This is a genomic window from Holdemania filiformis DSM 12042, from assembly GCF_000157995.1.
Classification (GTDB): domain Bacteria; phylum Bacillota_I; class Bacilli_A; order Erysipelotrichales; family Erysipelotrichaceae; genus Holdemania; species Holdemania filiformis.
The window spans coordinates 106,882-123,542 of record NZ_GG657561.1 but is presented as its reverse complement, the minus strand read 5'-3'; the positions used below and the strand labels follow the sequence as shown (position 1 = coordinate 123,542).

General features: G+C 52.0%; 19 protein-coding genes and 1 other annotated feature. All 19 genes read right to left on the bottom strand.

Annotated elements, in window-relative coordinates; all coding sequences use genetic code 11:
* Nucleotides 1-6: 6 nt before the first annotated feature.
* Nucleotides 7-168, bottom strand: coding sequence for a DUF1540 domain-containing protein (locus tag HOLDEFILI_RS18920; RefSeq protein ID WP_006060274.1), 162 nt, complete (start codon nt 166-168; stop codon nt 7-9).
* Entirely contained in the window at nt 161-388 is a 228-nt protein-coding gene (locus HOLDEFILI_RS13245) for a sporulation protein Cse60 (RefSeq protein ID WP_006060273.1), read from the bottom strand. Before HOLDEFILI_RS13245 ends, HOLDEFILI_RS18920 begins: the two co-directional genes overlap by 8 nt.
* A 48-nt stretch (nt 389-436) precedes the next feature.
* Nucleotides 437-1,309, bottom strand: a complete 873-nt coding sequence (dapA, locus tag HOLDEFILI_RS13240) for a 4-hydroxy-tetrahydrodipicolinate synthase (protein WP_006060272.1) — start codon at nt 1,307-1,309, stop codon at nt 437-439.
* Complete coding sequence (locus HOLDEFILI_RS13235) at nt 1,306-1,884, bottom strand: dipicolinate synthase subunit B (protein ID WP_006060271.1); 579 nt, start codon at nt 1,882-1,884, stop codon at nt 1,306-1,308. The genes dapA and HOLDEFILI_RS13235 overlap by 4 nt, the downstream gene beginning before the upstream one ends.
* Nucleotides 1,881-2,684: a dipicolinate synthase subunit DpsA gene (locus tag HOLDEFILI_RS13230; protein ID WP_006060270.1), complete on the bottom strand. Its 804-nt coding sequence runs from the start codon at nt 2,682-2,684 to the stop codon at nt 1,881-1,883. Before HOLDEFILI_RS13230 ends, HOLDEFILI_RS13235 begins: the two co-directional genes overlap by 4 nt.
* A 184-nt stretch (nt 2,685-2,868) precedes the next feature.
* Nucleotides 2,869-4,095 (bottom strand): tyrosine--tRNA ligase, encoded by a 1,227-nt coding sequence (tyrS, locus tag HOLDEFILI_RS13225; protein ID WP_039865030.1) that lies wholly within the window; start codon nt 4,093-4,095, stop codon nt 2,869-2,871.
* A gap of 36 nt (nt 4,096-4,131) precedes the next feature.
* Nucleotides 4,132-4,334: a binding site (T-box leader), on the bottom strand.
* A 35-nt stretch (nt 4,335-4,369) separates the two neighbouring features.
* Nucleotides 4,370-5,362 (bottom strand): LacI family DNA-binding transcriptional regulator, encoded by a 993-nt coding sequence (locus HOLDEFILI_RS13220; RefSeq protein ID WP_006060268.1) that lies wholly within the window; start codon nt 5,360-5,362, stop codon nt 4,370-4,372.
* Nucleotides 5,340-6,035: a hypothetical protein gene (locus HOLDEFILI_RS13215; protein ID WP_006060267.1), complete on the bottom strand. Its 696-nt coding sequence runs from the start codon at nt 6,033-6,035 to the stop codon at nt 5,340-5,342. The genes HOLDEFILI_RS13220 and HOLDEFILI_RS13215 overlap by 23 nt, the downstream gene beginning before the upstream one ends.
* A complete protein-coding gene (locus HOLDEFILI_RS13210; RefSeq protein ID WP_006060266.1) occupies nt 6,028-6,456 on the bottom strand; it encodes a hypothetical protein in 429 nt (142 codons plus the stop codon). The genes HOLDEFILI_RS13215 and HOLDEFILI_RS13210 overlap by 8 nt, the downstream gene beginning before the upstream one ends.
* A 295-nt stretch (nt 6,457-6,751) precedes the next feature.
* Entirely contained in the window at nt 6,752-8,521 is a 1,770-nt protein-coding gene (locus HOLDEFILI_RS13205) for an oleate hydratase (protein WP_039865029.1), read from the bottom strand.
* 330 nt (nt 8,522-8,851) lie between these two features.
* Nucleotides 8,852-10,159 (bottom strand): UDP-N-acetylmuramate--L-alanine ligase, encoded by a 1,308-nt coding sequence (gene murC / locus HOLDEFILI_RS13200; RefSeq protein WP_006060262.1) that lies wholly within the window; start codon nt 10,157-10,159, stop codon nt 8,852-8,854.
* A gap of 13 nt (nt 10,160-10,172) precedes the next feature.
* Complete coding sequence (locus HOLDEFILI_RS13195; RefSeq protein WP_006060261.1) at nt 10,173-10,817, bottom strand: hypothetical protein; 645 nt, start codon at nt 10,815-10,817, stop codon at nt 10,173-10,175.
* Nucleotides 10,818-10,867: 50 nt separating this feature from the next.
* Entirely contained in the window at nt 10,868-11,629 is a 762-nt protein-coding gene (locus tag HOLDEFILI_RS13190) for a hypothetical protein (RefSeq protein ID WP_006060260.1), read from the bottom strand.
* Between the two features lie 48 nt (nt 11,630-11,677).
* Entirely contained in the window at nt 11,678-12,319 is a 642-nt protein-coding gene (trmB, locus tag HOLDEFILI_RS13185) for a tRNA (guanosine(46)-N7)-methyltransferase TrmB (protein ID WP_006060259.1), read from the bottom strand.
* Between the two features lie 54 nt (nt 12,320-12,373).
* Nucleotides 12,374-14,569 carry a polyribonucleotide nucleotidyltransferase gene (pnp, locus tag HOLDEFILI_RS13180; protein ID WP_006060258.1) on the bottom strand — a complete coding sequence of 732 codons (2,196 nt, stop codon included), beginning with the start codon at nt 14,567-14,569 and terminating at the stop codon, nt 12,374-12,376.
* Nucleotides 14,570-14,741: 172 nt separating this feature from the next.
* Nucleotides 14,742-15,113, bottom strand: coding sequence for a desulfoferrodoxin family protein (locus tag HOLDEFILI_RS13175; protein ID WP_039865028.1), 372 nt, complete (start codon nt 15,111-15,113; stop codon nt 14,742-14,744).
* A 173-nt stretch (nt 15,114-15,286) separates the two neighbouring features.
* Nucleotides 15,287-15,853 carry a hypothetical protein gene (locus tag HOLDEFILI_RS13170; RefSeq protein WP_006060255.1) on the bottom strand — a complete coding sequence of 189 codons (567 nt, stop codon included), beginning with the start codon at nt 15,851-15,853 and terminating at the stop codon, nt 15,287-15,289.
* 181 nt (nt 15,854-16,034) lie between these two features.
* Nucleotides 16,035-16,325: a GIY-YIG nuclease family protein gene (locus HOLDEFILI_RS13165; protein WP_006060253.1), complete on the bottom strand. Its 291-nt coding sequence runs from the start codon at nt 16,323-16,325 to the stop codon at nt 16,035-16,037.
* Nucleotides 16,322-16,661: FtsX-like permease family protein (locus HOLDEFILI_RS19865; protein WP_006060252.1), on the bottom strand; the 340-nt coding region annotated here is incomplete at its 5' end. The genes HOLDEFILI_RS19865 and HOLDEFILI_RS13165, both read right to left, overlap by 4 nt.

Here is a 16,661-nt window from a genome sequence, read left to right as displayed (position 1 = left end):
TTCGCTTTAGCGCTCGGCCTTTTTCTTAAAGGTCCGGCACAGCGTTTCGTGATCGCAGCAAGGCTGGACACATTCGTCACAGCCGACTTCAATCTTTTCAGCGGTGCATTCGCACTGCGTGTTGTAAACGCAGGTCTTGACGTTGCACCCGATCCGGTTCTTATTCATCGTCATCGCCTCCCGCATTTAGGCTTCCCGCTTCCGCCGATTTTATCCGATAGACGATCATTCCGCTGAAGCTGTACAGCTGTTCGGGAATCACAGAGAAATGCGAGGTCGCTAACTGGACTGACAACACGTCCTTTTCATCCAGCTCCGCCAGAAATTCGTTCAGGCTGTCGGTCAGGTCATCCTCATGCTGCTCGTCAAACACTTTCACCTGGATCATGTTTCTCACCCTGCTTCAGCATACCCGCAGCCCCTGGGCGAAATTTGTCTAAAGCAGGGCGTGCTGCTGCATAAAATCATGCAGCGCCTGTTTTTCCATCGGATCCAGCGGCACTAACGGCAGCCGCACCGTGTCTGTGCACCACCCCTGCAGCGCAAGCATCGCTTTGATATCCGAAGGTGAGGAAACTTTGAAAATCTGGTTGCTGACCTGCTTGAGAAACTGATCCAGCTCCACATTCTCCACGCCGTATTGATAATCTTCCCAGATCTTGACGATCATCGGCATCACGCAATGACCGGCGACCGAAACAATTCCGCTGATCCCCTCGCGCAAGCCTTCCAGAAAATAACCGTCCTCACCGCTGAGAATCTGGACCTGATCATTGGCCATCATGATCGCCTTCACCATCTCCATGTCATGGCACGCCTGCTTTAAGGCCCGGATCTGGGGATAATCCTGAGCTAAACGAATCACGGTTTCAGCGCTTAAGGCCACGCCGGAACGCTTGGGTACATTGTAAAGCATGAGCGGTTTCTCACTGACGCGGGCGCACGCCGCGAAATGGGCATACAGTCCTTGTTGGGACGGCCGGACATAATACGGACACACAAGCATGATTCCGTCGACCGGTTCCGCATTGACCCAGCGGATGAGGTCCAGCGTCTCTGCGGTGTTGTTGGTGCCGCAGCCCATCCAGACGCAGACCCGGCCTTCGCTTTGCTTCAGGACGCAGCGCAGTACCTGTTGTTTTTCTTCCCGGCTCAAAGCACTGGCTTCCGCCGTTGTTCCGCATACGACAAACCCGTCGCAGCCCTCCGCGATCAGTTTCTCGACAAGGTTGCTTAACGCCGTTAAATCAAGCTCCCCGGTGTCCGTCATCGGCGTGATCAGCGCCGTCATGCAATGGCCCAGCTTCATTGGGATCCCTTTCCTTCCAATAACAATGGTTGGATCTGGCGGTCTTCCAGCGCCGCCTGCAGCGTGGCTTCAATTAAACGCCAGTCACTGACCAGACTGTTCGGTTTACGCACGTAGTCATCCTGCCCGAACGGTACGAAAAACAGATGCCGCACCTGCTTCAGACGCAGAAGATTCGCCCCGGAAAGGCCGAGGAAATCATTGGACGCAATGCCCAGAACCAGCGGTTTCTCGTTTCGAAGCAAAGCTTTGGCCGCCAGCGTGACCGGCGTGTCATAAATCCCCAGCGCCAATTTGTTCAGCTCGGTCGCCGTCATCGGCGCGATGACCATCGCATCGAAATGATCGATCGGACCGGTGCGCTCCGCTTCCTGCAGCGTCGTCATCACCGGCTTGCCCGTCAGTCTTTCCAGCTGGCTTAACCGTTCCTTGGCCGTTCCAAACCGGGTGTCCAGCTGCGCCGTATTCTCACTGACAATCATCGTGACCGGCCAGCGCTGAACCATGTCGGTCAGTTGTTCAATGACGGCGGCATGATTGCAGAAAGAACCGCACATCCCCCATAAAAGCTTCATCGTTTCACCTCTTTCAAAATCACGTCAGCCAAGATTTCGCCTGCGCTCTGCCAGGCTACAATCCCCGGCAGCGGCGGAGCCGCGATGACATGCGTGTCCTTGCGTTTGTATACGCGTTCGCTGACGCCGACCGCCCGCGAAGCGATATCGATGATCAGCGGCTGTGTCTGCCAGCCGGCCACCATCGCCTCGCTGATCACCTCCGCCGGCGCGGTGTTGATCACGACCGGCCACGGCTGTTGAAACTGCCATTCCTGCAGCCGGATAAAACTGTACGGCAGCTGTGCGGATTCGGGATGCGCATGCGCGGATACAATCCTGACTTCCAGCCCCAGCTGGTGAAACAGCCCGGCAATCGCCCGGCCGCAATGGCCGAAGCCGATCACGTCATAACAATACTCCGGCAGCGAGCGCGGCGTATTCTGGATCACCATCGCTAAAATTCCCTCAGCCGTCAGCGCTGCATTGGCTGCGACGACCTCCTCCCGCGCCAGAAGCGAGATCACTGTCTGCGGCAGCTTCTTAATGTACGGCGTGATCACTCCCGTAAAAATCAACGTTTCCTTGCGCAGCGACGCAAAGAAATCCTTCATGCAATACCCTCGTTTTTTGAGTTCGATAAACCCGTCGTCGCTGACCCCCTGGATCGGCAGAATCACCAGATCCATTTTGTTCGCCATCCGTTCGATCTGTTCCATGTCTTTTTCACACCGGCCTTCCTGGACCTGAATCCCGGCCGACCGTAAACGCTGAATGATAATTTCCATTCGCTGGTCATTCACAAACACGACCGCTTTCATGGATGCACCTCCTCTTGTATCCCATTCTATGACGAAAAAAAAGAAGGGTTCCTGTCCCTTCGGTCCTTGCCGAGGGAAACAAACCCTTCCTGATCTTACAATTTATTTTTTCCAGTCGAAACGCTTTCTTTTACACTAAGCCAACTTCAACGATAAAGCGATTCAAATCGTTTCGATGATCAGCTTATTGGAAATCGCAGACGAAATAGTTCTTCTTGCCTTTGCGCAGAATCGTGAATTCCTGATTAAACGCTTCACTGCGGCAGACCGGCGTCATCGGATCCGTGACCTTTTCGCCGTTGACCTGGATCGACCCGCCGGCGATCCACTCGCGGCCTTCGCGCTTGCTTTTCGCAATGCCGGTCGCCACCAGCACGTCGAGTAACGGCTGCTTGTCCTCGATCGTAAACCGCGGCATATCGGAAATGCCCTGCTTCAGCTCCTCCACGGTCAGATCCTTGAGGTTGCCGCCGAACAGCGTCTGCGCGATTTTAATCGCGGTGTTGTACGCTTCTTCGCCATGAATGAACGTAATGACTTCCTTCGCCAGCGTCTTATGCGCTTCACGCAGATGCGGTTCCGTCCGGTTCTTTTCTTCCAGCGCTTCGATTTCCTCCCGGCTTAAGAAGGTCAAAAATTTCAGGTAATCAATGACCTTGTTATCCTCGGAGTTGATGAAGAACTGGTACATTTCATAAGCCGACGTCTTGTTGATATCCAGCCAGATCGCATGACCGTTAGTCTTGCCGAATTTCGTGCCGTCCGACTTAGTCAGCAACGGCATCGTAAAGCCATAGGCTTCCTTTCCCGTTTTCTTGCGGATCAGCTCAATCCCGGCCGTGATGTTGCCCCACTGATCCTGACCGGCTACCTGCAGCGTGCAGCCCTTGTTTTCATGCAGCCACCAGAAATCCATCGCCTGCATCAACATGTATGAGAACTCGGTATAGGTGATGCCGGCGTCCAGACGGCGGCGCACGATATCCTTGTTCAGCATGTAATTGATATTAAAGTATTTCCCATAATCCCGCAGGAAGTCAATGAAGTTGATATCCTTGTACCAATCATAGTTGTTGACGACCTCAAAGCCGAAAACCTTCTCCGCCTGCTTTTTCAGGCATTCATAGTTGTGATTAACTTCTTCTTTCGTGACCATCGGCCGTTCCGCATCCGGCTTCGGATCGCCGATCAGCCCAGTGCCGCCGCCGACTAACAAGATCGGATTGTGTCCGGCGTCTTTTAGGCGCTTGCTGATGAGAAACGACGAGAAATGCCCGATATGCAGACTATCCCCGGTCGGATCCGTCCCGATATAAAACGTCATGCCGCCGGCGTTTAATTTCTCCCGCAACTCCGGCGAGCTGACATCCTTGATCAACCCCCGCCATTCCAGTTCTTCATAGATACCCATTTGATTTTTTCCTCCTTCGAAATAAAAAGACGCCCCAATAAGGACGTCTTTGCGCGGTACCACCTTAATTCATATCCCTTGTTGTCAGGATATGCTCTTCTTCATAACGCCGAAGTCCGCGTCCTATCTTTGCCATAGGAGGCTCCGAGGTGTATTCCCCTTTTCCTGCTGCCTTTTCGCACCACCCAAAGGCTCTCTTCAAGCATTCCAAGGCTACTCTTTCTCTTCCCAGCCTGTTAGAGCTATTATAGCCGCAGACCGGTGAAGATGTCAATCACAAAGTCGACTGCCGCGGCGTAAACAGATAGCTCAATTCAATTTCTTTGTCGATATCGTCGGTATTTTCCTGCAGCATCTTCGTCATGACGCGCATCGAAACCGCGCCTAAATCATAGGACGGAATGGCGAAGCTGGAAATCTGCGGCCGCATCATCGAATTGTATTTCGTGTCGATGACGCAGACAATTTCCATTTCCTTCGGAATGTCGATGCCGTTTTCCTTCGCCGCGTTGACGACCGCAATGGCCTGCGAATCCCGGTTGGCAATAATCAGATCATGTTTGTGATCCTGCAGATAATCCTTCATGAAATCATAAGACGTGCGGTACTGGCCCGGAATCTCCAGATAGCCGTTGAATTCCAGTCCTTTGGTTGCGTAGGCTTTCTTCGCCCCATTGATCATCTGATCGATGGAATACCCGTTCTTCCGGTCCTGAATGATTGCGATGTCGCGCTTGCCGCCCTCTAAATACTTCATGACCAGCTCGTAAACGGCGTTCTCAATATCGACGTAGACCGAGCTGATCTTGGCATCGGATACCTTGTTGCCGATAATCACGATCGGAACGTTATATTTGGTCAGCGTATTCAGTTCTTCACGCATCAGCTTATCATTATAAATGACGACGCCGTCAACCCGGGACTTAATGATATTCTCAATGATATCGTTGATCTCGTTGATGCCTTCAGTCGTCGTGTGAAGCATGATGTTGTATTTATAGATTTTCGCAACGTCCAGCAGCCCGTTGATGATCTGACCCGTATAGGTAAAACTAGCCTCCGGGATCACCAGCGCGATCGTCGTCGTTTTCTGCAGAGCCAGCCCCTGCGCAATCGCGTTCGGCTTGTAGCCCAGTTTTTCAATCGCTTCCTCGACCTTTTGCTTCGTTCCGCCCTTAACGACGTTGCTCCCGTTGATGACGCGGGATACCGTGGCGAGGGAAACGCCGGCTTCGTTGGCTACATCATAGATTGTTACTCTCTTCATGCTCTGCACTGTTCTCCTTTTCTTCTTCGTTTTCCGGTTTGGCTTCCGGCTCAGCCTCCGCGGCCGGCTGCGGTCTTAACCAGTTTTTCAAGGCGTCGACCGTCTTTTCTGCAACGTCGATCGTCACATCCTTGGCTTTTTCAATATTCTGCTGCACTTCCGGCTTGCTTGTAAAATCCTTCACCGCGCGCTGGCCTTTTTCGACCAAAGCCGCCGTGCCGTCCTTGATCTGATCGACTTTTTCCATCAGATCTTCATTGCTTTTCAGCTCGTCCAAGCCGCTTTTAACACAGCCGGACACTTTCTCACCGACGTCGCTGACTGACTTCTTAATCTCTTCCACAGCCTTATTCAGCTTCGGATCCGTCTTGATCTCATGGAACAGCCGCCGGGATTCCGCGACTGCTTTATCCGTCGTAGCTTTCACCTGGCTCATCGTTTTGCGGTAGGTATCGCTGTCCTGAACCTGAGCTGTCAACAACTTCAGCTGATCGATTCCCTGATTCAGAATCTCAATCGCTTTCTTCGCCGCCGCTTCGATCTTTTCCTTGACTTCCGACGACTGCTGACTGCCGGCATCTTCCGCTTCGCGGTTGATTTCTTCGATCTGTTTTTTCAGATCTTCCACCGTTTTTTCTACTTCTTCGTCTACTCTTTTGTTTTCATCACTCATGTTCTGTTCCTCCTTCACTCTGAGTTTTAGGTTCTTCGCTTTCCGCAGGGGTTACCGCCGCCGGTTCCGGCTGCGGCGCCGGCTTCTTCTTCGCCGTGCGCGCGGCGGCCGCCTCCTTGGCGCTGTCGAGATTCCCGGCCATAAAACCAGCCATATTTTTGACAGCTCCCACAGCACTTTCCTGAACTTGGTCAATCGTTCCCGATAACCGGACCACTGTGTCCAAGGGCGCCTGAAGCTTGTCAATGCTTTTGTCTACCCCCTCCATCGCGGAACCGGCCTTCTGAACCATGACCGTTAATTCCTTAATAAATGTGACGCAATGGCGCAATAAATAAATAAGAAAACAAAGTACAGCGACCCCCAGAATCGGGACCAGCTGTACTGAAACTTTATACATGGCCGCCAATAATTCGTCCATCAAAATCACCTCAATTGTATTATACTCAATTATGAAAAGATTTTCAATAAATTTGATAGCGCTTAACCATCCGAATCTTCAGAAACCTTTGAACCCGTTGGGAAAAGCTGGAAACAAAAGGCTTTTCTGCTGTTTCCGCAGAAATTCTGGAATGTGAAGATTCGGCGAAACTTTTTCAGGAGTAGATTTTCTTCTCCACTTTGTTTAATTTTATAACTTTCTTAACCCGGTCAGGATTAAGATTAAAGATCCTGACTCGTTGGAATCAGGATCTTATTTGCGGTTGCGAAATGATTTAAATCAGATGATATTCTTGCAGCAGTTCCTCAATCACCGTGCCCTGGATCTTTTTCAGGCCCTTCTTTTCAATCCAGTGAACCAGCCACGGCACCTTGATGTCTTCCAGCTTGCGCCCGTCCAGCATCTTATAGGTTGAATCCATCAGCACACGGACGTCATAGACCGAATTGAAGACCTCCGGCACGCCGCGGTCGACGTCTAAGAGCGTATAAACGGCTTCCATGCCGGTCCGGACGGAATATTCCGTCGTGAACACCGTGTCGCGGACAGTATCGGCAAACTGGCCAATGAACGCGAAGTTCACGCAGCCCTCCGGTACAACCTTCGGCCGGTCGCCCGCGGTGCGCGGCATGAAGAAGGCGGTGATATACGGCATCATGCAGGGGATGCAGCGGGCGGAATTGACGGCCATGTCATGAATCTGATCCTCCGGCACTCCCAGATGGTACAGCCATTCCTCGGTGATTTCCGTACCGGTGCACTCGCGCATCGGCTTTTTTACGTAGTTGCCCGGCACATCGCCGAACAGGCCGTAAACCCAGACGACCAGCTGATCCTTCGGCTGATCCTTGAAATGCGGCTGGCGGTTCAGCGTGTAGCTCATCAGCCAGTTGGAATCCTTGACCGTGATGATGCCGCCGGTCACGACCTTGCCGCTGAACGGATCACGCTTGCAGATCTTCTGGATATACGGCGGAATGCGGTCGTCCAGCGTGGTGACCGTCGCGGATTCCCAATAAGTCTTATCGGTCTGCGTGCAGAATTTATCCGGATGGCCAAACGCCGGATCCTGCGCCGCGATGTTTCGCCACAGCTGCCAGCATCCGCCATTTTGATCGTTAAACTGCGGCGCGTGATCGTTGTCGCCCAACGAGGAATTTTCCGTGCAGCTGCCGTTGGTCACGAAGACAAGATCGTTTTCCGTCAGCGGAATCGTAGTTTCCTGCCCTTCCCGGACACAGACGATCCGGCGGGCCACCTTCTTCTCTCCGGTGATTTCAAATTCAACATTGGTCACGCGCGTATCATATTCAAACTGCACGTGATGCTCTTCCAGATAGTTTACCATCGGCAGAATCAGGGATTCGTACTGATTGTACTTCGTGAATTTCAGCGCGGAAAAATCCGGCAGGCCGCCGACGTGATGGATGAAGCGCTGGATATACAGCTTCATTTCCAGAGCTGAATGCCAGTCCTCAAACGCGAACATCGTGCGCCAGTACAGCCAGAAATTGCTGGAGAAGAATTCGTCATCGAAGACGTCGGTAATCTTTTTATCATAGAGATCCTCGTCCTTCGTAAAGAACAGCTTCATGATCTCCATCGCCGCTTTGTCGCTCAGACCGAATTTGCCGTCGGTATGCGCATCTTCGCCGCGGTTGATCGTCGCGCGCATCAGCGAATAGTTCGGGTCATCTTTGTTCAGCCAGTAGTATTCGTCCAGTACGGAAACGCCTTCCGTTTCTAAAGACGGAATCGAACGGAACAGATCCCACAAACATTCAAAGTGATTTTCCATTTCCCGGCCGCCGCGGATGATGAAACCTTTCTGCGGATCCTTAATGCCGTCGCAGGCGCCGCCGGGCAGCTTCCCTTCCTCCAGGATATGGATGTGTTCGCCCTTCATCTGTCCGTCACGAACTAAGAAACACGCCGCGGACAGCGCCGCCAGTCCGGAGCCGACCAGATATGCGGACTTGTTGTCAACGCCTTCCGGCTTGCGCGGATGCGCGAACGCTTCGTAGTTGCCATTGCTGTAATACATAATTTTTATTCCTCCTGTTTCTCTTTTTCTAACCGTTCTTAGCATACTTCTTCTTGTCCGCCCCGGCCATAGACACCCCAAACAGGCTGTATAAAATTCCGACAGGCCGAAAAATATGTCATGATTTTAGTCAAAACCGAACAATTGTCAAAAAACAGGAAATTCCGTTCTGACTCGCGGGCAAGCCTCTCAGTTTCCAGCCAATCCTCAAAACCGGCTATTTTCCTCACCTTTTTACATTTCCTTCTCATCGCAGGAAACAAACGCAAAAAAATCAGGAGCGTATTGCCATGGCTAAACACTCCTGATTTGTTCGTTCATCAAATTTTATTACAGCTTCTGTTTGACCAGTCCGCTTAAGCCGTAGATGTCCTTGCTGGACATGAACAGATAAACTGCCGGCGCCAGCGCGGCTAATTCGGCCGCTCCCTGTTCGTCTTCGCTTAAAATTTTAGAGCCTGGAATCCGCTCTTGAAGATAGGTAATATCAATATCGATCCCGTCTTCCTTGTCGTCAATGCTCGTAAAATCGCACAGATAGACTTCGTCCGCTTTCTTTAAAGCCGCGGCGAAATCATCGGCAAAATGGAAAACACGGGATACACGATGCGGTTTAAAGATCGCGATCAGCTTTTTGCCCGGGAACCGTTTACGGGCGGCGTCGATGGTAATCGAAACCTCGGTCGGATGATGAGCATAGTCATCGACAAAGACGTTCTCGCCATGCTTCTCAATGGTGAAGCGGCGTTTTGTCCCCTTAAACGACGCCAATCCGGGTTCGATCTGTTCGGCGGTATAGCCCTCCAGCAGTCCCAGCGCAATCACGCCGAGGCTGTTCCATAACAGATGCCGGCCGACAAACGGCAGATCAAAATGTCCCTGCGGCTTGCCTTGAAACAGCACGTCGAAGTGCATATCCTCGCTGGTTTCCACGATGTTGACCGCCTGGAAATCATTGCCGTCGTCAACGCCGTAATAATAATGCGTCACCTTCGGATCGATCCGCAGCGCTCTGACCTTCGGATCATCGCCGAACAAAACCAGACCTTTCTTCACCTGACTGGCAAATTCCTCATACGCTTTCGCGTAATCAGCTTCGGTTTTAAAATAATCGACGTGATCCAGATCAGCGTTGGTAATGACCGCGTAATCCGGATGATACGCCAGAAAGTGCCGCCGGTACTCGCAGGCCTCCACCGCCAGATATTGGCTGTCCGGATGAATTTCCCCGGACCCGTCGCCGATCAGATGCCCGGTCGGCGCAATTTCGTCCATCATGGCCGCCAGCATCCCGGTCGTCGTTGTCTTGCCATGGCTGCCCGCCACGCACAGGCTCGTATAGTCCTTCATCAACGCGCCTAAATACTCATGATACCGATAGCACGTCACCTTCGGATTGGACCGGGCGGCCGCCACTTCCGGAAAATCTTCTTTGAAGGCGTTGCCGATAATGACCGTCATCCCGTCGCGAATGTTCGCCGGATCAAACGGCAGGATCGGAATATGCCGTTCGATGAGCGGATCCTCCGTAAAGAAGTGCTTCGTCAAATCCGAGCCGGAAACTTCCATGCCTAAATCGTTGAGAATGCAGGCCAGCGCCGCCATGCCCGTACCCTTGATGCCGATAAAAAAGACCATAACAACACCCTCTCTATGAATTCAGATCGTCGTCAAACAAGCTCAGATTCTGCGAAACGACCGTTTTATCAGACCCTTCCTCATCTCCCTTGACGCCCGCTACAGCTTCCTGCGGCTTCTGAAGCAGCTCATCGAGCGACACATTGAGCAGCGGTTCTTCTTTGACGGCCGCCGCGGGTTTGTCCAGGCGTTCCGGAATTTCCTCAACCTTGTCTTCCTGCGGCTTATCCATACCGTAAATCGGCGAAATCACAGTGCCCAGTGAACTCTTCACCGGGCTGACCTTCTTTACCGCCGGCGTCTTGGCCGGCTGGCTCTTTTCTCCAAGCACACCGAAAATCGGCGAAATCACCGGTGTGAATTCATAATCTTCCTTCGGTTCTACCCGGACCGGCTTCTTTTTTACAGGTTTATCTTCCGCAATCGTCATTTTACCCAGCTTGCTGGAAGGCTCCTTCTTCACTGCCGGCTCCTTTTCTTTCTCTTTTTTGGTGTCCAGATAAACCGCCTTGACTTCCTGCGGAAGCGGAACTGCCGCCTTGACCTCAGGCTGGACCGGCGCTTTAGCCGGATTGCTGCGGCGAACCGGAACCGGTTCTTCCTCAACCTCGTCTACGACTTCTTCTTCAAAAATCAACGACATTAATTTTTTTATCATACGGGATCATCCTGCCTTTTCATTGTATTCATCCTTGCGGAAATTGTTGCCTATTCGCTCTCCGACGGCGTCTGGATATCGTCGTCGTTTTCATTCAGCGGCAGATCGTCGGCACTGGTGCCATCGTCGAAGGTTTCGCCGCTCTGGTCGATATCACCGCCGGTATGCACCGGTTTGTTCGGCATCATTTCTTCCAGCCGGCCGTTCTCCGGAATTTCATCTTCAAATAAATTCAGATTCTCTTTCACATAACTGATTTTTGTCCGGGATGAATAAGCCTTAAGCACCGCGTCCTCATCGACCGTAGCCGTGCGGGCGATCTTGATCATTTCTCCCGCCAGCGCCGGAGCGCCGGTTTCATTGCTTAACCCGGTAAAGGTGAAATACAGCGTTTTCACCATCACCATCACCTGTCCGTTCGCCGCCGCCATGAGACCTGCGGCATACTTCTGCGTCCGCCCCTGGACGTCGGCAAACTCGCCCTCGCTGACGCTCAGCCAACGCTCGCCCTGCGGCAGCGTCACGCTCTGGGTTTGATCGTAAAGCTTAACGTTGACGATTTCAGCGATATTCAGGTTCATAATAAATTCCTGGTTATCCAGAACGAAGACGTTGGAGGAAGCTGTCGAGTTCCGCCGGCCCACGCCCGGTTCAACATAATAACTATACAGATCCTTTACGTTATCGGCGTGAACATTGATCGTCAGTGCGCTGGCTTGCGTACAAGCCGCCTGCAGCCGGCCATCGAGACTGCCCTGAGCGCTGCATCCGCATAGACACAGGCAAAACAGAAGCAGAGTTATTTTACGCATGAAAGTCCTCCCTTCGTTTTGTTTATTCTATCATGTTTTCCGGTTTTTTTAAATGGCTTTCTTCTGCCAAACTGCGCGGTAAATCGGCTGGCCCAGATCCATAAATTTCTGTTCGTATTCCGTAATCGCGTCTTCCGGATGGGGCAGACGGCGGAAATCGACGCTCACCTCGCACAACAGCCAGTTCTCTTTGGAAAATTCTGTCAGGGAAAACTCAAACAGCTTCGGATTGTCGGTTTTCATGATCACCTGACCGTTTTCATTCAGCAGCGTCTCATATTGTTTTAGAAACCGGGCATGCGACAGCCGCCGCTTCGCATATCCGCTTTTCGGCCACGGATCGGAAAAGTTCAAATGGATGACGTCGATCTCCCCGGGGGCAAACCAGGTGCTGATCTGATCGGCGTCCTGAGCGATGAACGCCATGTGTTCGTGCGGCTGAGCGAGCGCTTTTTTTACGGCGACCGCAGCGACGTTATGTTCTTTTTCAATGCCGATCCAGCCCTCTTCCGGGTTCATCGCCGCCATTTTGGTGAAATAATCGCCCTTCCCGCTGCCGATCTCCACCCGCAGGCGCGTGCAGCCCAGCAGTTCATGCCAGCGGCCGGCCCGAACTTCCGGCTTTTCGATAACGAAATCTGAGTTTTCCTTTAAAAAGGGTTCAGCCCAGGATTTTTTACGCATTCTCATTGTCGAATCCTCCTTTGGAATAAAACAGCGGATCAGATTTGACCCGCTGTCAGCTTATTGTTCTCGCTTCCGGAACACGCGTTTCTCGCCGTCCCGGCGTTCGCGCGCAGCCCGTTTCGCCCGCTGTTCTTCGTCCCAGCCTTCCGGCTTTTCCATCAAGTCGCGATGGGAAACATTAACGCGGCCTTTCTCATCGATCTCCGTGACGATAACCTTGATGACGTCGCCCAGTTTCAGCACGTCTTCCGGCTTTTCAACCCGCTTGTAATCGATCTTCGATACATGAAGCAGACCGTCGGTTCCCGGGAACAGTTCAACAAACGCGCCGAACTTCTCCAACCGGACAACCTTGCCGTCATAGATTTCACCGACCTTGGCTTCGCGGAGAATCTGATTGATCGTTTCCGCCGCCTTCATGATCGCGTTCTTATCGCTGTGATAGATGACCACTGAACCGTCGTCTTCAATATCGATCTTGACGTTATCGCAGTCCGCGATGATCTGGTTGATCATCTTGCCGCCCGTGCCGATGACTTCACGGATCTTATCCACCGGAATCATCATGCGGTACATCTTCGGCGCGTACGGGCTGACTTCCGGACGAGGTTCGCTGATCGCCGCCATCATGTTCGCCATGATTTCAGCGCGGCCTTTCTTGGCCTGCGCCAGCGCTTCCTCCAGGATCGCACGGTTGATGCCGTCGATCTTGATGTCCATCTGAAGGGCGGTGATGCCCTTCGGCGTCCCCGCAACCTTGAAGTCCATATCGCCATAGTGGTCTTCCATACCCTGGATATCCGTTAATACGGTGTAATGCTCGTCGCTGGTCTTGATCAGCCCCATCGCCACGCCGGCCACCGGCGCCTTGATCGGAACGCCCGCGGACATCAGTGCCATCGTCCCGGCGCAGATTGAAGCCTGGGAGGAGGAACCGTTGGATTCCAAAACTTCCGCGACTAAACGGATGGTGTATGGGAATTCTTCCTCGCTGGGAATGACCGCCGACAACGCTCTCTCACCCAGCGCGCCGTGACCGATTTCACGCCGTCCCGGAGAACCCATACGGCCTGTTTCCCCGACAGAATACGGCGGGAAGTTATAGTGATGCATAAAGCGCTTGGTTTCAATTTCCGTCAGATCGTCGATGATCTGATTGTCGCCCAGCGCGCCTAAGGTACAAGCTGACATAACCTGCGTTTCACCGCGGGTAAACATCGCCGAGCCATGCACGCGCGGAAGCAGATCAACCTGCGAGTTCAATGGACGCAGTTCATCGACAGCGCGGCCGTCCGGGCGGATCTTTTCTTCGGAAATTAAACGCCGGACTTCGTTGGCCACGATTTCCGTGCAGTACGCGCGGACCTGCTTGACCGTTTTGTCTTTCAGTTTTTCGCTTGCGTATTCGCGAGCCTCGAACAGCGCTGCCATCTCGTCGGTAATCTCGTCGATCTTGCCGTAGCGTTCCAGCTTCAGCTTAATCGAAACCGCTTCGATCAGACGCGCTTTCGCCAATTCGTCGATTTCAGCCTTGATTTCTTCCGGCACGACGTCCAGCTTGATTTCCATCTTCGGCTTCGCACACTTCGCGATAATCTGTTCTTGGAATTCGCAAAGCATCTTGATGTGATCGTGACCGAACATCAGTGCGTCGATCATCTCTTCTTCGCTGACTTCCTTCGCTCCGGCTTCGACCATGTTGATCGCGTCCTTGGTTCCGGCAACCGTCAGATGAATATCCGACTTTTCTGATTCCTCAACGGAAGGATTGATCACGAACTTGCCGTCCACACGGCCGACGATAACGCCGGCGATCGGACCGTTGAACGGAATGTCAGAAATGCACAGCGCACAGGAAGCGCCGAACATGGCGGCCATTTCCGCCGAGCAGTCCTGATCGACGGACAATACCGTGTTGACGACCTGAACTTCGTTGCGGAAGCCTTCCGCAAACAGCGGACGGATCGGACGGTCGATCATCCGCGCGGTCAGCGTCGCATGTTCGCTCGGCCGGCCCTCGCGGCGTAAAAAACCGCCTGGAATCTTACCGACGGAATACAACTTTTCTTCAAAGCTGACCGTCAGCGGGAAGAAGTCTGAATCTTTCGGAGTATGGTTGGCAGTAGCGGTTGACAACACTACTGTATCTTGGTAACGGACTACGACAGCTCCACCTGCCTGTTTTGCGATTTCTCCGGTTTCAATCGTCAGATTGCGGCCGCATAAGTCGAATGTAAATACCTCTTTCGCCATTTGTTCACCTCATTAAATGTTAACCTTTACAATTTTATCACAGTTTTTGCGTAAAGCATAGAATAGTTTAAGACAAATGCCGCCATTTTTTGAGGTTTTCCCAACCGGGGAAATATGGCTGACGCCAAAACAAAGAAAAAGCTCCCGGCCGGGAGCGATTCCTTCATGATTTTTACAGTTCAGTCTTCCACAGACCATGCAGATTGCAGTATTCGTAAACCGCCAGCGGTTTGCCTTCACCGATCTCAAAGACCGCCTTCGGCGCATCTGCGGGAGTCAGGTGGCGAATCTGTACGCCTTTGTCCGTTTCCAGCAGGATCCATTCGATATAATGGGCGTCGGTCATCGGATGTTCAACGCTGCCGACAACGACTTCGATTTTGCCTTCGTTCATGGTGACCGCCGGCAGATGTTTCTCCAGCGCCGCTTCCGTGGTGTTGGCGATCAGCTCGTGCATTTCCTCGCCGCAGCAGATCATCGGTACATATGAATCGTGCAGAACATAGGTTGTATTTCCGCAGTGGTTGCATCGTAAAATTTTCATTCAACAGTCCTCCTTTTGACTTGATGAGCCTATTGTACTAAGGATTGTCTGAATCCGCAACCAATATGCCCGCGATCTTTCAAATCCGAACAATCGCCGAATTGTTTCCGCTTTTCCAGCGGGGCTGAATATGAAAAGCGGACTTCCTCATCGAGGAAAATCCGCTCATTCTCTTAAGCACCCGCGATCTGGTAATCGTCGTCCTGAATCTGAATCTGATCGTCGCCCAGAATGAAATAATGCGGGTAATGATAAAGCAGATTCTGGTTGACGAAAGAAATCCCGCCGATCAACTGGTTGACCTGTTCGATTGATGTCCGGCGCATCAGATCAGTAATGTAATTGAAGTCGGTTTTCTGTGTTTTGTATTCCTCATCCGCAAACGTGTAAATCTTTTCCTCCGGCACAAAATGCGTCAGCCGGCTCAGCGGTTTTACAACGTTGCGGGCATAAGCCGGAGCGCTGATCACATAACCATTCATACTTAACGGCGTGCCGATTTCCACAACTGCTTTTAAGATTTTAGCGTTGCCGATGACTTTTTGGAAATCCTCGTCGTTTACATTGATCACAAACTTGCGGCCCTCCGCAAACTGACGGATATGATATTCATTTTGGAAAAACAGGTACAGATGATGATTCAGGACGTCTGCCATTTCCTGCTTGACCGGCTCGTAGCCAATCCAACCGCCAAAATCGTTAACATCCACGATTTTAATTCCGTACATGACCTGTTTCATCAAAACTCCTCCTTTGCGATCTTCTTAAGGAAGATCCTCTTTCTGCCTTCATTATAATCCTTTTTCCGAGGTTTTCCAGTTTATTTGCTAAACATTTCACATTAATTGTCAAAATATTATCAAATTGATTTACAGATCCTTCCGCGCTTCCTTCACCCTTTGAAAAACAAACTCCCAAGCCTCAGGAAGCGGCATTGGGAGTCGTCTTTTTCATTTTTACCGGGGCGGTTTCCGCAATCAGCGCCGTCTTCTGCGCCCGCGTCAGCCGCTTGATCGCGGCTTCGTGTTTCATTGCCGCGGATTTGTCTTCAAAGCCTTTCACATAAACGATTTTCAGCGGCGGATGCGCGCGGGTATATTTCGCGCCCCGGCCGGTGCAGTGAGCCTGAAAACGTTTTTCAACGTTATTGGTCCAGCCGGTGTAATAGCTGCCGTCCGCACATTCCAGAATATACACCCAGGCGTTCATCATTCGACCGATTTCAGCGATTCCACCATCGGAATCGCGCGCAGCTTGGATTTCATCACCTGATTGACGATCACGGCGAACATCACCGTGATGATGACGGATATCCCATAGCTCTGCGGCAGAATGACACGGCCGAACATGATGTTGTCCAGCTCGACGACGACCATGATCGTTAAATGCAGAATCTTGCCAAGTCCCAAACCGACAAGAGCGCCGATCAGCGTCAGAATGACGTTCTCTTTATACACATAGGTGTTGACTTCCTTATTGTAGAACCCCAACACTTTCAGCGTCGCGATTTCCCGCAGCCGCTCGCTGATATTGACATTGGTCAGATTA